We start from the raw sequence: 16,983 nt of genomic DNA on the forward strand, positions 1-16,983 counted from the left end.
CTCAGTCCTCCTGCCGAGGGGCGGGGTCGGGGTTGACGGTCGCGAACAGGCGGGCGTGCCGCGCGCCCTCCGGCCGCAGCGCAGGGTCGGCCGAGCGGCCCGAGAACCGCTGCACCAGGTCGTGCACCTCCTGGCTGAGCTCGCGCAGCTCGGCGGCGGTGGCCCAGAAGCCGGCCGTGGAGACGGTCACGGCCTGCAGCCACTCGTCCGGCTCCTCCGACGCCTGCGCGAGGTAGCGGGCGACCCGGTCGGCCTCACGGGTGACCGTCAGCGCCGCCAGCTCCTGTACCGCGTGCAGCGACCCCGGCACCGCCCGGTCGGGCCGCGCGTCGAGCGAGGACCCGGGCCGGCGCACCCGCCAGGGCTTCTCGCGGCCCCGTTGCTGCGCCCGCTCGATGTAGCCGTACTTCTCCAGGATGCGCAGGTGGAAGGAGCAGCTGGCGACCGACTCCCCCACGCGCGCGGCGCACTCCGTCGCGGTCGCCTCGTCGACGTCCCGCAGGTGGTCGAGCAGCTCGAGACGGACGGGGTGGGCCAGGGCGCGGATCCGCTCGGGGTCGCTGATGGTCGAGGGCGTGTCCATGCCGGGCACGCTACATCCTCAAGACTCCTTGCACAAGATATCTTTAGCAATGAGTGTCGCGAGTCAGGACGGCGTGGTGACGTCTGGCCCGTCGGCCGCCGCAGCCTCCCCGCGCAGGCCGTCGAGGAGGAGCTCCAGGGCGTGCTCCGTGGCCCGCTCGACGACCTCGGCCGGGTCCCCGTCCAGCTCCACCCGGAAGGTGCGCGTGCCGCCGGGGACGGTGACGCCGACGTAGAGCGTCCCGGGCTCCTCCCCCTCCTCCTGGTCCGGTCCGCCGACGCCGGTGGTGGACACTGTCGCATCGGCCTCCAGGACGCGCGCGGCGCCGCGGGCGAGCTCGTCGGCGCACCGGTCGGTGACCAGCGGCCCGGGGGTGACGCCGAGGAGGTCGAACTTGACCCGCGGCGAGTAGGCGACGACGCACCCGTGGTACCAGGTGCTCGCCTCTGGCGCCGCAGCCAGGGCGGAGGAGACCGCGCCTCCGGTGAGGGACTCCGCGGCGGCCACCGACAGCCCGCGGTCGGTGGCCAGCCGGCCGATCTGCTCGGCCAGGTCTGCGCTCTTGGTCGTCATCGCGTCATCGTAGGGCGGGCCCGGCCGGTGTGCCCGGCGACTCCCGCGGAGCGACGCGGCCCCCGCAGTGCCTGTGTCGTCGTACGGTGACGCCATGCACAAGATCCTCTGGCAGATCCGCCGCTGGGGTGTCACGACCGCCGTCAAGGCCGCGCTCGCCTGCGGGCTGGCGTTCTACCTCGGCTCGCTGCTGCCCGCGCCGATCGACGAGTACAAGTACTACGCGGCCCTGGGCGCCTTCACCGTCGTCGGGCTGGTGCTGGCGGACTCGGTCAAGGAGTCGCTGCAGGTGTTCGGGGCGGTCACGGTCGGTGTGGCGGTCGCGGTGCTGGTCCAGGCGGTCGCGTGGACGAACTCCGTCACGGTGGCCCTCACGGTGGCGATCAGCTACATGCTGGGCATGACACGCTTCTTCGGCGTGCAGCGGTCCTGGGCGCCGCTGGCGGGGTTGTTCGTCCTGGCCGCAGGCGGTCCCGACCCCGAGCCGATGGCCCTGGGCTACCTGGTCCAGCTGCCCATGGGCGCCCTGGTCGGCGTCGTCGTCAACACCCTGCTCCTGGCCCCCCTCGGTGAGGAGGACCTGGAGCCGGCCGCCAACCAGACCCTCAAGCTCCTCGCCCACCAGATGGGCAGCTACGCCGACCTGCTGCAGGAGCAGCGATCGGCCGCCAAGCAGGTGGAGGACGGCGCCCGTGACGACGGGGCGGCGCACCGTGACGACATCGTCCACGCCAACGTCGTGCAGCTGGAGGACGCCCAGGCACGGCTGCGCACCGCCGTCGGGCGGGCCCGCCGGGCCGGGCGGGGCAACCCCCGGTCGCGGTTCAACGCCGCCCGCCAGTCCTCCGTGCTCAAGCGTGCCGAGGCCGTCAACCGGTGCTCGGCGACCCTGCTCGCGGCCGGCGTCGTGCTCGCCCAGTCCAGCGCACCGGCGGACGAGCAGGGGCTGGCCCTGCGCCGCCACGCCGAGGACGCCCTGCGCCGCGCCGGCACGGTCCTGGCCGACCCCCCGGCGGCGCGTGAGCAGCCGGACCTCGTCCGGGAGGCCGAGGAGTGCATCGACCGCATGCTGCGCGCCTCCGCGGCACCCTCGTCCGCCTCCGACGGCAGCCTCGACCACGTCCTCTTCGGCGCGCTCGCCGTCACCCTGCGCGACTGCGTCGAGACCTTCGCCCGGCAGATCGCCGACGTGGACCTGTCGGACCCCCAGGAGCGGTAGCGCACTCCGGCCGTGACGTGGCCCCGCTCCGGCACGAATCTGGCACGACGGAGAGACCAGAAGGGCCTCTGAGCAACGTTTCCGCTGCTCAGAGGCCCTTCTACGATGGTGGGCGATACTGGGTTTGAACCAGTGACCTCTTCCGTGTCAAGGAAGCGCGCTACCACTGCGCCAATCGCCCGTGGCCGGTGTTGCTGGCCGGTCCTGCGAGGTGGCGACGGGATTTGAACCCGTGTAGACGGCTTTGCAGGCCGTTGCCTCGCCTCTCGGCCACGCCACCAAATGAGGCATCGTGGTGGTGGTGCCTCCGAGCGGACGACCGGCCTCGAACCGGCGACCTCAACCTTGGCAAGGTTGCGCTCTACCAACTGAGCTACGTCCGCAGTGCTCCTCACCGGCTCCGGTGGGGTGCGAGAGAAGACATTAGCCGACGGACCGGTCAGGTCCAAATCCGCCACGGACCTGTGTCGCGGGCCGCGGCGTGATGCGGTCCGGGACCCAGGCGTCCCGCACAATGGGGCGAGCGACGACGGGTGGACCCCACCCCTGTTCCCGACCTGGAGGCACCCCCACGCATGGACGTCTGGCCCGGCAACGCCTATCCCCTCGGTGCGACCTTCGACGGCAGCGGCGTCAACTTCGCCCTGTTCTCCGAGCACGCCACAGCGGTCGACCTGTGCCTCGTCGGCCAGCGGGGCAAGGAGACCACGGTCCCCCTCACCGAGGTCGACGCCCACGTCTGGCACGCCTACCTGCCCAACGTGCAGCCCGGGCAGCGCTACGGCTACCGCGTGCACGGGCCCTACGCCCCCGAGCAGGGCCACCGGTTCAACCCGCACAAGCTGCTCCTCGACCCCTACGCCAAGGCGGTCAGCGGCCAGATCCGCAACCATCAGGGCATCTTCGGCTACGACTTCGGTGACCCCGCGTCCTTCAACGAGGACGACTCGGCGCTGCACACGATGCTCTCCGTGGTCGTCAACCCCTTCTTCGACTGGGGTCACGACCGCCCGCCCCGGCACGCCTACGCCGACAGCGTCATCTACGAGGCCCACGTCAAAGGCCTGACGATGAACCACCCCGACGTCCCGCACGAGATCCGCGGCACCTACGCCGGGGTCGCCCACCCCGCCGTCGTGGAGCACCTGACCCGGCTTGGCGTCACCGCCATCGAGCTGCTGCCCGTCCACCAGTTCGTCGACGACCCCCACCTGCAGGACAAGGGCCTGTCCAACTACTGGGGCTACAACACGATCGGCTTCCTCGCCCCGCACAACGGCTACTCCGCCTACGGCCACCGCGGCCAGCAGGTGACCGAGTTCAAGTCGATGGTCAAGACCCTGCACGAGGCGGGCATCGAGGTCATCCTCGACGTCGTCTACAACCACACCGCCGAGGGCAACCACCTGGGCCCGACGCTGTCCTTCCGCGGCATCGACAACGCCAGCTACTACCGCCTGGTCGACTTCGACAAGGCGCACTACTACGACACCACCGGCACCGGGAACAGCCTGCTGATGCGTCACCCGCACGTGCTCCAGCTCATCATGGACTCGCTGCGCTACTGGGTCACCGAGATGCACGTCGACGGCTTCCGCTTCGACCTCGCCGCGACCCTGGCCCGGCAGTTCCACGAGGTGGACAAGCTGTCGGCGTTCTTCGACATCATCCAGCAGGACCCGATCATCTCCCAGGTCAAGCTCATCGCCGAGCCGTGGGACCTGGGTGACGGTGGCTACCAGGTCGGCAACTTCCCGCCGCTGTGGACCGAGTGGAACGGCAAGTACCGCGACACCGTGCGTGACTTCTGGCGCGGCGCCCCCGCCACGATGGGCGAGTTCGCCTCCCGCCTCACGGGCTCCTCCGACCTCTACGAGAAGAGCGGCCGCCGGCCGATCGCCTCGATCAACTTCGTCACCGCCCACGACGGCTTCACGCTTCGGGACCTGGTGTCCTACAACGAGAAGCACAACGAGGCCAACGGCGAGGGCGGCCAGGACGGGGAGTCGCACAACCGGTCCTACAACCACGGCGCCGAGGGACCGACCGACGACGCGGAGATCAACGCGCTGCGCCTGCGCCAGCAGAAGAACTTCCTGACCACCCTGCTGCTGAGCCAGGGCGTGCCCATGCTGGCCCACGGTGACGAGATGGGCCGCACCCAGCTGGGCAACAACAACGTCTACTGCCAGGACAACGAGCTGGCGTGGATGGACTGGGAGCTGGACCCCGACCAGACCGCGCTGCTGGACTTCACCGCCCACCTCATCGCGCTGCGCAGCGAGCACCCGGCCTTCCGTCGCCGCCGTTTCTTCCTCGGTGACGCCGACCACGGCGGGCAGAGCGACCTCGGTGACATCGTCTGGTACTCCCCCGACGGCGCGGAGATGACCGAGGCGGGCTGGCACTCCACCGAGCAGGCGGTGACGGTCTTCCTCAACGGCGAGGCCATCCCGGACACGGACGAGCGCGGCGGACCGATCCTCGACGACCACTTCCTGCTGCTCTTCAACGGCCACCACGAGCCGGTCGTCTTCACCGTCCCCGACGGCATCGACACCACTACGTGGAACGTCGTGGTCGACACCACCGGGCAGCTCCCGCCCGAGACCACCTGGGAGACCGGCTCCGAGCACGAGCTCCCCGGCCGCGTGGTCATCGTCCTGCAGGCCACCCCGCAGCCCGAGCTGCAGCAGGGCGGCTGAGGGGAGGGTATGGGGTGCGCCCGCGGCGCACCCCATACCGGCGCCGGCTCAGAGCGTCGCGAGCCGCTTCTTCTCGCCCTCGACGTCGAAGTCCGCCGACGGCCACTGCAGGTCGAGCCCGCGCAGGTGCTCCAGCAGCAGCTGCTGGACGGCCAGGCGGGCATACCACTTGCGGTCCGCGGGCACGACGAACCAGGGAGCGTGCGCGGTGCTGCACCGGTCGAACACCGCCTGGTAGGCCTCCTGGTAGGCGTCCCAGTGGGCGCGCTCGTCGAGGTCGCCGGGGTTGTACTTCCAGTGCTTGTCCGGGCGGTCCAGCCGCTCCTGCAACCGCTCCTTCTGTTCCTCGGGCGAGATGTGCAGCATCACCTTGACGAGGGTGACGCCGTCCTCGACCAGGCCCTGCTCGAAGTCGTTGATGGTCGCGTAGCGCCGCTTCCACTGCGCCGGGGGGACGAGGTCGTGCACCCGCACGACCAGCACGTCCTCGTAGTGGGACCGGTCGAAGACGCCGATCATGCCCGGTCCCGGCAGCGCCTTGCGGATGCGCCAGAGGAAGGGGTGCGAACGCTCCTCCGCCGTCGGGGCCTTGAAGGCGGTCAGGTCCACGCCCTGGGGGTCGACGGAGCCGACGACGTGGCGCATGATGCCGCCCTTGCCGGAGGTGTCCATGCCCTGGATGACCAGCAGGACCCGCCGGGTCCCACCCGCCCGGGACTCGGCGTAGAGGCGCTCCTGCAGGTCGTCCAGCTCGTCGTCGGCCGCCGCCAGCGCCTCCTTGCCCGCCGCCTTGTCGCCGTCGAACTGCGGCGTGGAGCGCTGGTCGACGTCGGCGAGGACGAACCCCTCACCCGCCCGGAGGGCGTCGGTGAACGGCGTGCTCGACACCCCCGTGCTCGTCGTCTCTGTCTTCGTCTTCCTCTTCTTGCCCATCCGGCCATCCTGGCACGCGTGCCCCCACGGCGTGCCCCAGAATGAGGTGATGAGCACGCGCACCGCCTCCGGGCCGCTCGAGCCCGCCCAGCTCGCCGACTGGTATGCCGTACCGCCGGAGGCACAGGGCCGCACCTGGGTACGTGGCAGCTTCATCACCACCCTCGACGGGAGGGCCACCGGGCCCGACGGCCTCAGCGGTGGGCTCAACCGGGGGTCGGCGGGCGACCACGCCGTCTTCGCCCACCTGCGCGAGTGGGCCGACGTGGTGGTGGTCGGCGCGGGGACGATCCGCGCCGAGGGTTACGGCCCGCTCCCCCGGGTCAACCTGGTGGTCGTGACCCGCAGCGGCGAGGTGCCGGAGGCGGTCCGCGCCCGCACCGCCGGCGACGGCGAGGTCGTGGTGGTCGGCGGCGAGGGCCGGCCGGTCTCCCCGGAGCAGGTCCTGGACGAGGTCGGGCGGCGCGGGTGGCACCGCGTGGTGGTCGAGGGCGGTCCGCGCCTGTTCGCGCCGTGGGTCGAGGCAGGGCTCGTCGACGAGCTCTGCGTGACCGTCCGGCCGGTGCTCGCCGGCGGCGACGGCCCGCTGCTCGTGCCCCAGGACGCCGGCTTCGGGCAGCTCGTCGGCGCGGCGACCCACGTGCTGACCTGGGACGGCGACGTCCTGGTCCGCACGCGACTGAGGTGAGCGGCCTCGGACCGACCCCGACTCAGCGCAGGAAGCTGGCGACGAGGTCCTCCCACAGGGAGGGGTTGGTGTTCCACTCCTGGCAGTGCCGGGCGCGCGGCCACACGAAGGTGTGGACGAGCCCGGGCCGGCGTCGCGCCAGGTCCTGCGAGGGCCGGTAGGGCACGGTCTCGTCGGTCGCCGAGTGGATGATGAAGATCCGGTGGGTCACCTCGTCGGCCCGGTCCACCCAGTTGGTGGCCGCGACGTCCACCGGCTCGGAGATGCGCAGCAGGTGCCGGGACATCCGGCTGCGCAGGAGGGACCTGGCCAGGTGGTCGATCGGCCGCGGGATGAAGTGCAGGTCGGCCTGGTGGGCCAGCACCGAGCCCCAGTCGATCACCGGTGCGTCGAGCACCACCCGGTGCACCTGCGAGGCCACCTCCGAACGGTTCAGCGCCTGCAGGACGATCGCGCCGCCCATCGACCACCCGAGGAGGACGAGACGACGTGCCCCGTGCTCGAGGGCGTAGCGCATGGCCGCGTCGACGTCGCGCCACTCCGAGAGTCCCAGGCTGTAGCGGCCGTCGGCGCTCGGCGGCGCCCCTGGGTCGTTGCGGTACATGGGCACCAGGCTGGTGAAGCCCTGGCGGTGCAGCACGGGCAGCGCGCGCAGGCACTCCTCGCGCTGGGCGCTGCGCCCGTGCACGAGGATGGCCCAGTCCCCGTCGTCCTTCCCGGCGGCGGGGGGCACCCGCCACGCCGGCAGGTCACCGATCTCGGAGGGCACCAGGACGTCCTCGTGCTCCAGCCCGACCGCTGATCGCGGTGTCCCGCAGTAGAAGTACTTGTTCCACCGGGCCGGCCCCGGCGCCAGCTCGCCCAGGTCCACCCCGAGCACGCGCCGGGTCACCGTGGCCCTGCGCCCGGGCCGTCCGTGCCGCGCGCCGTCCCTGGCCGGACCCCGTCCCCTGCCCTGCTCGGCGGCCGCCGTCTCGGCCGGCGGGTCCACGATCTCGCCCAGACGGGCATGACCCTGGCCCTTGTCGAGCCACAGCCCGTAGCGTCCCGGCGAGGTGGTCTCCGGCGTGGCCCGCAGCGTCACCGTGCCCTCGCCGACCTCCACGACCGTGGTGTCGTCCTTCTTCTCGTGCTCCGGGGTGATGATCCGGTGGGCGAAGTAGGTCGCGGTGCCCATCGAGACCGCCCCGCCGACCGCTGCCCCGACCGCCACGCCGGTGCCCACGGAGGCCGCGCGGCGCGCCGTCGTCGTCACCGTCCCACCCCCAGGACCTCGGACAGGTCGAAGTCGGCCGGCCGGTCCAGCTGGTCGTAGGTGCAGCTGAGCGGGTCTCGGTCCGGCCGCCACCGCACGAACTGGGTGGTGTGCCGGAAGCGCTCCCCCTCGAGGTAGTCGTAGCGCACCTCCACGACCCGCTCGGGGCGCAGCGCGGTGAAGGACAGGTCCTTGCCGCCGGTCCACCGTGAGCCCGTGCTCCTGCTCGGCGTCCGCTCCCCCTCCAGGTGCCGGGCCCAGTCCCACGGGTGCCCGTCGAGGTCGGTGACCAGCTCCTGCAGCTCGACGAACAGCTCGCGCCGTCGAGCCATCGGGAAGGAGGAGCACACGCCCACGTGGGACAGGGTGCCGTCCTCGGCGTAGAGGCCCAGGAGCAGCGAGCCGATCGCCTCCTCGTCGGTCTTGTGGGTGCGGTAGCCGGCGACGACGCAGTCGGCGGTGCGCTCGTGCTTGAGCTTGGTCAGCACCCGCTTGCCCGGCTGGTAGGACGCGTCGGGGTCCTTGGCGATGAGCCCGTCGAGCCCGGCCCCCTCGAAGTCGCGGAACCACCGCATCGCGACCTCCTGCTCGCCGGTGACCGGGGAGAGGTGGACGCTGCCCCCGGTCGCGGGCAGCGAGGCGCCGAGCGCCTCCTCCAGACGCGCGCGACGCTGCCGGAACGGCATACCCGTCAGGTCCTCGTCCCCCAGCGCCAGCAGGTCGAAGGCGACGAACGCCGCCGGGGTCTGCTCGGCGAGCAGGCGGACCCGTGAGTCGGCGGGGTGGATGCGCTGCTGCAGCGCCTCGAAGTCCAGGCGCGACCCGTCGGCGGTCGCGACGACGATCTCGCCGTCGACGACGCACCGCTCGGGCAGCTCGCGGCGGGCCGCCTCCACCAGCTCGGGGAAGTAGCGGGTCATCGGCCGCTCGTTGCGGCTGCCGAGCTCGACCTCGTCGCCGTCGCGGAACACGATCGAGCGGAAACCGTCCCACTTCGGGTCGTAGAGCCAGCCCTCGGGCAGGGTCTTCAGCGGCTTGGCCAGCATCGGCGAGACGGGCGGCATCAGCGGCAGGTCCACGGCGCCAGTCTGCCCCACGCCGGTGACGGACCCTAAGACTCCACCCGGTTGCCGTGCTCGTCCCAGTGCTCGGCGACCTTCTTGCTGGGCTGCACGCGCGGCGGCTCCCCCGGCATCTTGGGGTGGTCGGGCGGGAAGCTGAGCTCGCCCAGCCCCCGCTCGAGGTCGGCCTCCCAGAGGGCGTAGGCACCGTCGACCTCGTCCGGCTCGTCGTGCATCCGCTCCCACGGGTCGCCGTGCTGGGCGAGCCAGCCGGGCACGGTGTGCACGGTCAGCTCCGCGGGGGCGACCTCGCCGAGCTGGTCCCAGGTGAGCGGCACCGACACCGGCGCCCCGGGCAGGATCCGGGGGCTCCAGGCCGCCGCCAGGGTGCGGTCGCGCGTCGCCTGGTTGAAGTCGACGAAGATCCGCTCGCCCCGCTCCTCCTTCCACCACGCGGTCGTCACCAGGTCGGGCAGGCGCCGCTCCAGCTCGCGCGCCAGGCCGATGACGGCGTGCCGCACCTCGAGGAACTCCAGCCGCGTCCGGACCGGGGCGAAGACGTGCACGCCGCGGCTGCCCGTGGTCTTGACGTAGGGCGTCAGCCCCGCCTCGGTCATCACCTCGCGCAGGCCCCGGGCCGCCTCGACGACGTCGGCGAAGGCCCGCCCCGGCTGGGGGTCGAGGTCGATCCGCACCTCGTCGGGACGGTCGTTGTCGCCGCTGCGCACCGGCCACGGGTGCCAGGTCACGGTGCCCATCTGGGCCGTCCACAGCAACGTCGCCTCGTCGTCGATCACCAGCTGCGGGTGACGCCGCCCCGACGGGTAGGTCACCATCGTCGTCCGCGACCACTGCGGGACCCCCTTCGGCGGGTTCTTGGAGTAGAACTCCTCCCCCTCGATCCCCCCGCGGACCCGCTGCAGGGTCACCGGGCGGTCCGCCAGCCCGCGCAGCATCGGGGCCGCGACCGCGCTCAGGTATGCCGTCAGGTCGGTCTTGGTCACGGCTGGACCGTGGTCCGTCGCGGGCCAGACGACCTTGTCGGGGCTGGTCAGGCGGACCTCGACGGTGGCGCCGTCAGGGCCGCTCGCGGTCAGGGTGACGGCAGCGTCTGGCATGGCGCCCACGCTAGCGGGCGGTCGTCGACCGGCGCTGGCGGAGCAGACCGCCCGGGCTGCTCCCGCCGGTCGGGAACATCACAGGCTCACCGTGGTTGACTCAAGGTATGACCACCCACCACAGCACCCCCGCGACCGACGCCGCCCGCGGCAGCACGGCATACCCCACCGCGAGGTCGGAGGAGGAGTGGCGCGAGCAGCTCTCCCCCGCCGAGTACCACGTGCTGCGCGAGGCCGGCACCGAGCGCCCCTTCACCGGTGAGTACAACGACACGAAGACCGAGGGCGTCTACGCCTGCCGCGCCTGCGGCGCCGAGCTCTTCCGCTCCGAGACCAAGTTCGAGAGCCACTGCGGCTGGCCGAGCTTCTACGCCCCGCTCGCCGAGGACCGCGTGCAGTACATCGAGGACAGCTCGCTGGGGCGCACCCGCACCGAGGTGCGCTGCGCGGCCTGCGGCTCCCACCTGGGTCACGTCTTCGAGGGCGAGGGCTACGAGACGCCGACCGACCTGCGCTACTGCATGAACAGCATCGCGATGACGCTGCAGCCCAAGGAGTAGGTTCCTCGGCGACGACCGAGGCCCGGCGGGAGCTGTCCCGCCGGGCCTCGCTGCGTCTGTCCTCGTCTCAGGGCAGGCGGGTCACCAGGTCCTCGACCTCGACGCGGGGGCCGGTGAAGAAGGGGATCTCCTCGCGGACGTGGCGCCGGGCGTCGACCGCGCGCAGCTCGCGCATGAGGTCGACGATCCGGTGCAGCTCGTCGGCCTCGAAGCACAGCAGCCACTCGTAGTCGCCGAGGGCGAACGAGGAGATCGTGTTGGCCAGCACGTCCTTGTAGTCACGGGCGGCCTCCCCGTGCTCGCGCAGCATGCGGCCGCGCTCGGCGGCGTCCAGGACGTACCACTCGTAGGACCGCACGAACGGGTACACGCAGGCGTAGGCACGCGGCGCCTCGCCCGAGAGGAACGCCGGGACGTGCCCGCGGTTGAACTCCGCCGGCCGGTGCAGCCCCACGTTGGACCAGACCGGCTCCAGGTGGCGGCCCAGCTCGGTGCGACGGAACTGCTGGTAGGCCCCCTGCACGGTCTCCACCGTCTCCGCGTGCCACCAGATCATCAGGTCGGCGTCCGCGCGCAGGCCCGACAGGTCATACAGGCCGCGCACGACGAGTCCCTCTCCCTCGAGCCGGCCGAGCAGCTCACGCACCTCGGCGGCCAGCGCCGCCCGCCCCGTCGGCAGCGGCGTCACCGCGCGGAACACCGAGTAGGCGGCGTAGCGGATGGAGGTGTTGATCTGCTCGACCTGGTCCTGGGTCGGGTGGGTGTACTCGCTCATACCGCCCATTGTGGCCCGGCTCCTCCGGGCTGCCGCAGGGCGGGTGCGCGTGCCTCGCCCCGGCGGTGCGCGCGGGAGTGCGGGGCCTCAGCCCGTGAGCTCGGCGACGGCCCGGTGCGCCGACTGCACGCAGGCCGGGATGCCGACCCCGTCGAAGACCGCGCCGCAGGCGACCAGCCCCGGCACGCGCTCCAGGGCGTGCCGCACGGCGGCGACGCGTGCGTGGTGGCCGACGGCGTACTGCGGCAGCGCGCCGCCCCACCGCTGCACGTGGGTCGCCACCGGCGCCGGCAGCGGGCGACCGAGCGCCTCGGCGAGCTCGGCGCGCGCGGCGGAGACCAGCTCGGTGTCGGGGGCCTGGAGCGTGGCCTCCTCGCGGTGCCGCCCGGCGGAGAGCCGCAGGAAGGTCAGGTCGCCCCCGTCCGGTGCCGCGCCACGGCCGGCCTCGGCCACCCAGTCCCACTTGGCCGCGCTGAACGTGGAGGCCTTGACGACCCGCCCGTCGACCGGCGGCACCAGGAAGCCGGACGCGCCCAGCTCGCCGAGCTCCTCGGCCCGGTAGGCCAGGGTCAGCACGGCCATCGAGGCGGTCTCGACGTCCGCCAGCAGGCCCGCCGCGTCGGGGCTCACCTGCGCGATCAGACGCGACGCGGGGGCTGGCGGCAGGGCCAGGACGACACGGTCGGCCCGGTATGCCGTGGGGCTGGGCCGCGGCCCGGTGACGACTGCATAGCCCCCGTCAGGCTCACGGTGCAGCTCGCGCGCCAGGGTTCCGGTGACGACGCGGGCGCCGCGGGCGACGAGCTGCTCGGCGAGGGCGGCCGGGAGGTGGTGCAGTCCCCCCTCGACGGTGGCGAACACCGGTGGGCGTGCCCCGGTGTCGGCCCCGGGCGGAGGGGGCGGGAGCATCTGGTCGACGGTGGACAGCAGCGACACGCCCTGCCTGGCCGCGTCGAGCAGACCCGGCAGGGACGCGGCGGCCGACAGCAGGGAGGCGTGGCCGGCGTAGACCCCGCCGAGGAGCGGCTCGACGAGGCGCTCGACGACGGCCTGCCCGAGCCGGGAGCCGACGAGCTCGGCGACCGACACGTCCGGCTCGCGCGTCTCGTGGACCTCCTCGGCCCGGGCCCGCTCGACCTCCTCGGGGGTCAGCAGCCCGGCGAGGGCGTCCGGGTCCGCTGGCACCCCCATCACCGTGCGCGCCGGCACGGGGTGCAGCCCGCCACGGGACCAGATCTGCGCGCGGGCCTGCGTGGGGTGGACCACCCGGTCCGCCAGGCCCGCCCGGCCGATGAGCTCCACGGCCTCGGGGCGCCGGAAGAGCACCGCCTCGGCGCCCACGTCCACCTGACGACCGGCAACCTCCGCCCCGCGCAGCTTGCCACCCACCCGGTCGGACCCCTCCAGCACGGTCACCTCCGCGGAGGGGTCAGCGCGCAGGATGTCGTCCGCCGCCGTCAGTCCGCTGATCCCGGCGCCCAGCACGAGGTAGCTCGTCATGCCCTCAGCGTCTCACCGCGCGACGACGGTCCGGTCGGCGGGCAGTGCCTGCGGGCAGGGCGGATCGTGACCCGACCGTGACCCGACGTCGGGAGCGGGCCCTGCCCGCGGTCCGTCCCAGGGCCGTCGGTCACGTTCGAGGAGGAACCCATGTCGACCACCGCGCACCGCTCCAGCCGTCCGGCACCCGTCCCGGACCATGCTCCGCCTCACCGCCGCCGGCGGTCGGCCGTGCTGGCCCTCGTGACGGCCCTCGCGCTGCTGGTGCTCGGTGCCTGCTCCTCGGCAGACCTCGCCGAGCCGGGCGCCGGCGGCTCGGACAGTGCCGGGCAGGCGGCCATGCCTGCGGACGGAGCCGAGGAGGCCGGGGCCGCGGATCTTGCCGAGGGCGACGACTCCGCGGTCCAGGACCCCGGTGCCGACGTCCTCGTGCCGGGGTCGGCGCCGGCCGGCGAGGGAGCGCTCATGGTCCGGACGGTCACGGTGGAGGTGCTGGTCGAGGACGTGCTGGCCGCGGTGAGCCGGGCCCGGGCTGCAGCGGTCACCGTGGACGGGTGGGTCTCCACCGAGGAGGTCCGACCCGGCCGGGGCGAGGGCACGGGCCGGGAGGCGGGGTGGGCCACGGTCGTGCTCCGTGTCCCCTCCGAGGACCTCGACGCCGTGGTGAGCGGACTTGCCGACCTCGGCGAGGTCACCTCCAGCCGGAGCAGCTCGGAGGACGTGACGACGGAGTACCGGGACGTCGAGGCCCGGGTGGCGACCCTGGAGGCCGGCGCCCAGCGGCTGCGCGAGCTGGTCGAGGAGGCGGGCAGCGTGGAGTCCATCGCCGGGCTGGAGCGCGAGCTCTCCGCGCGCGAGGCCGACCTCGACGCGCTCAAGGCGCGGATGAAGGTGCTGGCCGAGGACGTCAGCATGTCGACCGTCACGCTGCACCTGGCCGAGGACGCCGCCACCCTCGCCGAGACCGTTCCGGACGACGGCTTCCTGGCCGGTCTGCGCCAGGGCTGGGACGCCTTCGCGGGCTCGGTCACCCTTCTGCTGACCGCTCTCGGGGCCGTGCTGCCCTTCGTCATGGTCGCGGCGCTGCTGGCGCTGCCGGTCCTGGCCTGGCGCCGTCGGCGCCGCTCCCGCCCCGTCGCACCGGATGCCACCGGCGGGACGGGTGGTGCGGCGGGGGCCGCGGCTTCCGACTGACGGGCCGTCGCGGCGCCGTTAGAGTCGGCTGCGTGACCGACACCCAGACGCAGAACGAGATCCGTGCCGCCCTCGAGGTCGTCGACCCGCTCACCTTCGACCCGGCTGCGGAGTCCGAGCGCCGGATCGGCTTCCTGGCCGACTACCTGCGGGACTCGAGCGTCAAGGGCTACGTGCTGGGCATCAGCGGAGGGGTCGACTCCACGATCGCCGGCCGGCTGGCACAGGTCGCCTGCGAGCGGGTCCGTGCGCAGGGCGGGGACGCGCGCTTCGTCGCGGTCCGCCTGCCCTACGGCGAGCAGCGCGACGAGGACGACGCGCGACGCGCCCTGGAGTTCATCCGCCCCGACGAGGTGATGAGCGTCGACATCAAGCCGGGCGTCGACGCGCAGTGGGAGGCCCTCCTCGCCGCCGGTCTGGACGTGCACGACGACGTCGACGACTACCACAAGGGCAACGTCAAGGCCCGGCACCGGATGGTGGCGCAGTTCGCGATCGCCGGCGTCCGCAGCATGCTCGTGCTCGGCACCGACCAGGCGGCGGAGGCCGTCGTCGGCTTCTACACCAAGTACGGCGACGGCGCAGCGGACCTCACCCCGCTCTTCGGCCTGCCCAAGCGGCGGGTGCGCGACATCGGCCGGCACCTGGACTGCCCCGAGGACCTGGTGACCAAGGTGCCGACGGCCGACCTCGAGAGCGACAAGCCGCTCCTGGCCGACGAGGCGGCGCTCGGCGTCACCTACGAGGCGATCGACGACTACCTCGAGGGCAAGGACGTCTCCGACGAGGACGAGGCGACGATCCTCGGCTGGTACCGCCGCACCGCCCACAAGCGGGCCCTGCCCGTCACGCCGGACGGCTACCTGCAGGACCGGTGAGGGGCGGCCGGGCCCGGCGGCGTGCAGCGCTCACCGGCGATGAGTGGTACGTGCACGCCCATACCCCCGGCCGCGTGCACCACCCACTCACCTGGGTGGCGCACGCACGGGTCAGCGGCGCGAGACCTCGTGCACCAGCTCGACGACGCGGGTGAGGACGTCGGGGTCGGTGCTCGGCAGCACCCCGTGGCCGAGGTTGAAGATGTGCCCGGGGGCCTGGCGGCCCTCCTCGACGATCTCGCGCACCCGCTGCTCGAGGGCGTCCCAGGGCGCGAAGAGCAGCGCGGGGTCCAGGTTGCCCTGCACCGCATACCGGCCGCCGGTGCGCTCCACGGCGTCGGCCAGGCTCACGCGGTAGTCGACGCCGATGACGTCGGCGCCGGCCTCCGCCATCTGGGGCAGCAGCTCGCCGGTGCCGACACCGAAGTGGATGCGCGGCACCTCCGGGTGGGACTGCGCCATCCCCGACAGCACGCTGCGGCTGTGCGGCTCGACGTGCCGCAGGTAGTCGGCGCGGGACAGGTGCCCGGCCCAGGAGTCGAACAGCTGCACGACGCTGGCGCCGGCGTCGGCCTGCACGCGCAGGAACGCCAGGGAGATCTGCGCCAGCCGTGCGCACAGGTCGGACCACAGCCCGGGGTCGCCGTGCATGAGCGCCTTGGTGCGCTCGTGGTTCTTCGACGGCCCGCCCTCGACCAGGTATGACGCGAGCGTGAACGGCGCACCCGCGAAGCCGATGAGCGGCGTCGCCCCGAGGTCGGCCACGAGGCGGCGCACCGACTCGCTGATGTCCGGGACGTGCTCGGGGGTCAGCTCCGGCAGCCGCTCCAGGTCGGCCCGCGTGCGCACCGGGTGGGCGACGACGGGCCCGGTGCCCGCGACGATGTCCAGGTCCACGCCGACCGCCATCAGCGGCACGACGATGTCGCTGAAGAAGATCGCCGCGTCGACGCCGTGGCGCCGCACCGGCTGCAGGGTGATCTCGGTGACCAGGTCGGGGGTCCGGCACGACTCGAGCATCGAGACGTCCTCGCGGATCGCGCGGTACTCCGGCAGCGACCGCCCGGCCTGGCGCATGAACCACACGGGGGTGAAGGGCACCTCCTCGCGGCGGGCGGCCCGCAGGAGGGCGCTGTCGCGGGGTGTCTGCACGTCAGGAGAGGTCACGCCCCGATCCTCGCACGGGTCGGTGGCACACTCGCCCCGGTGAGCCACCGACGCCCCCAGCCCCCTGCGGCCGCCCCCGGTGACCGGTCCGACGCCACCGCCCTGGCGGCCCGTGCAGCCGCGGACCGCGTGCGCGCCGCGCTCCCCCGGGACGCCGGTCGGTGCCGGCTGCGTCCCGCGCGGTCCGCCGACGTCGCGGACCTGCAGGCCTACCGTGGCCTGCCGGAGGTGACCCGCTTCCTGGGCCACCCGCCCGTGGACGCCGAGGGTATGGCGCAGCTGCTCGACGGGTGGGTGGCCGACCTCACGGCGGTGACCGTCGTGGCCGAGCTCGACGGGCGGGTGGTGGGTGACGTGCGGCTGACCGTCCTGCCGTGCCACGCCCTGGCGCCCGCGGCGACGGACGAGGTGGAGGCACGCGTCGGCTACGCCTTCCACCCCGCGGTCGGTGGCCGCGGCCTCGCCACCGCGGCGGTGGGCACGGTGGTGGACCTCGCGCTGGCCGAGGGCGGTGTGCGGCGCGTCACCGCCCGCGTCTTCGCCGCGGCGCGCCCCTCGTCGCGCCTCCTGGCCCGGCTGGGCTTCCACCTCGACGGCGTCGACCGGGCCGCGGTCCTGGCGCCCGACGGGTCCGGCTGGTGGGACGACGAGTGCTGGTCGCTGCTGCGCGGCGACCGGGGTCCCGGCACCGTGCCGGGGCCTGGCTGAGGGTGCGCCCCACCCGATGGGGTGAGCCCGTGGGCGTGGCGCTGCTGCGGGCGGGCCGCTCGCGGC

At 73.3% G+C, this 16,983-nt stretch carries 16 protein-coding genes and 3 tRNA genes; 7 read left to right on the top strand and 12 right to left on the bottom strand.

Going from position 1 to position 16,983, the window contains the following annotated elements; translation table 11 throughout:
- Position 1: 1 nt before the first annotated feature.
- On the bottom strand, positions 2-583 hold the full coding sequence (locus tag K330_RS19940) for an ArsR/SmtB family transcription factor (protein WP_051145521.1): 582 nt from the start codon (positions 581-583) through the stop codon (positions 2-4).
- Positions 584-646: 63 nt separating this feature from the next.
- A complete protein-coding gene (locus tag K330_RS19945; RefSeq protein ID WP_051145522.1) occupies positions 647-1,156 on the bottom strand; it encodes a CinA family protein in 510 nt (169 codons plus the stop codon).
- A 94-nt stretch (positions 1,157-1,250) separates the two neighbouring features.
- On the opposite strand from K330_RS19945, the gene K330_RS0107620 reads away from it, so the two are divergent.
- Entirely contained in the window at positions 1,251-2,375 is a 1,125-nt protein-coding gene (locus tag K330_RS0107620; protein ID WP_022921244.1) for a hypothetical protein, read from the top strand.
- 106 nt (positions 2,376-2,481) lie between these two features.
- Here K330_RS0107620 and K330_RS0107625 read toward each other — a convergent pair.
- The 3 genes from K330_RS0107625 to K330_RS0107635 all read right to left on the bottom strand — a co-directional run bounded on the left by K330_RS0107625 (position 2,482) and on the right by K330_RS0107635 (position 2,758).
- Positions 2,482-2,556: transfer RNA gene (locus K330_RS0107625), tRNA-Val, on the bottom strand.
- A 28-nt stretch (positions 2,557-2,584) separates the two neighbouring features.
- Positions 2,585-2,655, bottom strand: a tRNA-Cys gene (locus K330_RS0107630).
- A gap of 30 nt (positions 2,656-2,685) precedes the next feature.
- Positions 2,686-2,758: transfer RNA gene (locus tag K330_RS0107635), tRNA-Gly, on the bottom strand.
- Between the two features lie 192 nt (positions 2,759-2,950).
- On the opposite strand from K330_RS0107635, the gene glgX reads away from it, so the two are divergent.
- Positions 2,951-5,080 carry a glycogen debranching protein GlgX gene (gene glgX, locus K330_RS19950; protein ID WP_022921245.1) on the top strand — a complete coding sequence of 710 codons (2,130 nt, stop codon included), beginning with the start codon at positions 2,951-2,953 and terminating at the stop codon, positions 5,078-5,080.
- 48 nt (positions 5,081-5,128) lie between these two features.
- Here the strand turns inward: glgX and K330_RS0107645 are convergent, their stop codons facing one another.
- Positions 5,129-6,013 (bottom strand): polyphosphate kinase 2 family protein, encoded by an 885-nt coding sequence (locus K330_RS0107645; protein ID WP_022921246.1) that lies wholly within the window; start codon positions 6,011-6,013, stop codon positions 5,129-5,131.
- A 49-nt stretch (positions 6,014-6,062) separates the two neighbouring features.
- Here K330_RS0107645 and K330_RS19955 point away from each other — a divergent pair, with 49 nt between their 5' ends.
- Positions 6,063-6,701, top strand: a complete 639-nt coding sequence (locus K330_RS19955; protein ID WP_022921247.1) for a dihydrofolate reductase family protein — start codon at positions 6,063-6,065, stop codon at positions 6,699-6,701.
- A gap of 22 nt (positions 6,702-6,723) precedes the next feature.
- Here K330_RS19955 and K330_RS0107655 read toward each other — a convergent pair whose 3' ends face one another.
- From K330_RS0107655 to ligD, 3 genes are read right to left on the bottom strand one after another with little or no spacing between them, the layout of a single operon-like run.
- Positions 6,724-7,956, bottom strand: coding sequence for an alpha/beta hydrolase (locus K330_RS0107655; RefSeq protein ID WP_022921248.1), 1,233 nt, complete (start codon positions 7,954-7,956; stop codon positions 6,724-6,726).
- Positions 7,953-9,035, bottom strand: coding sequence for an ATP-dependent DNA ligase (locus K330_RS0107660; protein ID WP_022921249.1), 1,083 nt, complete (start codon positions 9,033-9,035; stop codon positions 7,953-7,955). Before K330_RS0107660 ends, K330_RS0107655 begins: the two co-directional genes overlap by 4 nt.
- Before the next feature lie 32 nt (positions 9,036-9,067).
- On the bottom strand, positions 9,068-10,135 hold the full coding sequence (gene ligD / locus K330_RS0107665; protein ID WP_029202433.1) for a non-homologous end-joining DNA ligase: 1,068 nt from the start codon (positions 10,133-10,135) through the stop codon (positions 9,068-9,070).
- Between the two features lie 107 nt (positions 10,136-10,242).
- Between ligD and msrB the strand changes: the two genes are divergently transcribed.
- On the top strand, positions 10,243-10,695 hold the full coding sequence (gene msrB / locus K330_RS0107670) for a peptide-methionine (R)-S-oxide reductase MsrB (RefSeq protein ID WP_022921251.1): 453 nt from the start codon (positions 10,243-10,245) through the stop codon (positions 10,693-10,695).
- A 67-nt stretch (positions 10,696-10,762) separates the two neighbouring features.
- Here msrB and hemQ read toward each other — a convergent pair whose 3' ends face one another.
- The gene (gene hemQ / locus K330_RS0107675; protein WP_022921252.1) at positions 10,763-11,470 is read right to left on the bottom strand and encodes a hydrogen peroxide-dependent heme synthase; all 708 of its coding nucleotides are present in this window, start codon (positions 11,468-11,470) and stop codon (positions 10,763-10,765) included.
- An 87-nt stretch (positions 11,471-11,557) separates the two neighbouring features.
- On the bottom strand, positions 11,558-12,970 hold the full coding sequence (gene hemG / locus K330_RS0107680) for a protoporphyrinogen oxidase (protein WP_022921253.1): 1,413 nt from the start codon (positions 12,968-12,970) through the stop codon (positions 11,558-11,560).
- A 150-nt stretch (positions 12,971-13,120) separates the two neighbouring features.
- On the opposite strand from hemG, the gene K330_RS22590 reads away from it, so the two are divergent.
- Together K330_RS22590 and nadE are read left to right on the top strand one after the other, a co-directional pair.
- A complete protein-coding gene (locus K330_RS22590) occupies positions 13,121-14,164 on the top strand; it encodes a DUF4349 domain-containing protein (protein ID WP_022921254.1) in 1,044 nt (347 codons plus the stop codon).
- Positions 14,165-14,196: 32 nt separating this feature from the next.
- Positions 14,197-15,042: an ammonia-dependent NAD(+) synthetase gene (nadE, locus tag K330_RS0107690; RefSeq protein ID WP_022921255.1), complete on the top strand. Its 846-nt coding sequence runs from the start codon at positions 14,197-14,199 to the stop codon at positions 15,040-15,042.
- A gap of 111 nt (positions 15,043-15,153) precedes the next feature.
- Here nadE and hemE read toward each other — a convergent pair whose 3' ends face one another.
- Entirely contained in the window at positions 15,154-16,209 is a 1,056-nt protein-coding gene (gene hemE / locus K330_RS0107695) for a uroporphyrinogen decarboxylase (RefSeq protein ID WP_022921256.1), read from the bottom strand.
- Positions 16,210-16,248: 39 nt separating this feature from the next.
- Between hemE and K330_RS22595 the strand changes: the two genes are divergently transcribed.
- Complete coding sequence (locus K330_RS22595; protein ID WP_022921257.1) at positions 16,249-16,917, top strand: GNAT family N-acetyltransferase; 669 nt, start codon at positions 16,249-16,251, stop codon at positions 16,915-16,917.
- The last annotated feature ends 66 nt before the right edge of the window (positions 16,918-16,983 follow it).

Source organism: Ornithinimicrobium pekingense DSM 21552 (assembly GCF_000421185.1).
Classification (GTDB): Bacteria; Actinomycetota; Actinomycetes; order Actinomycetales; family Dermatophilaceae; genus Ornithinicoccus; species Ornithinicoccus pekingensis.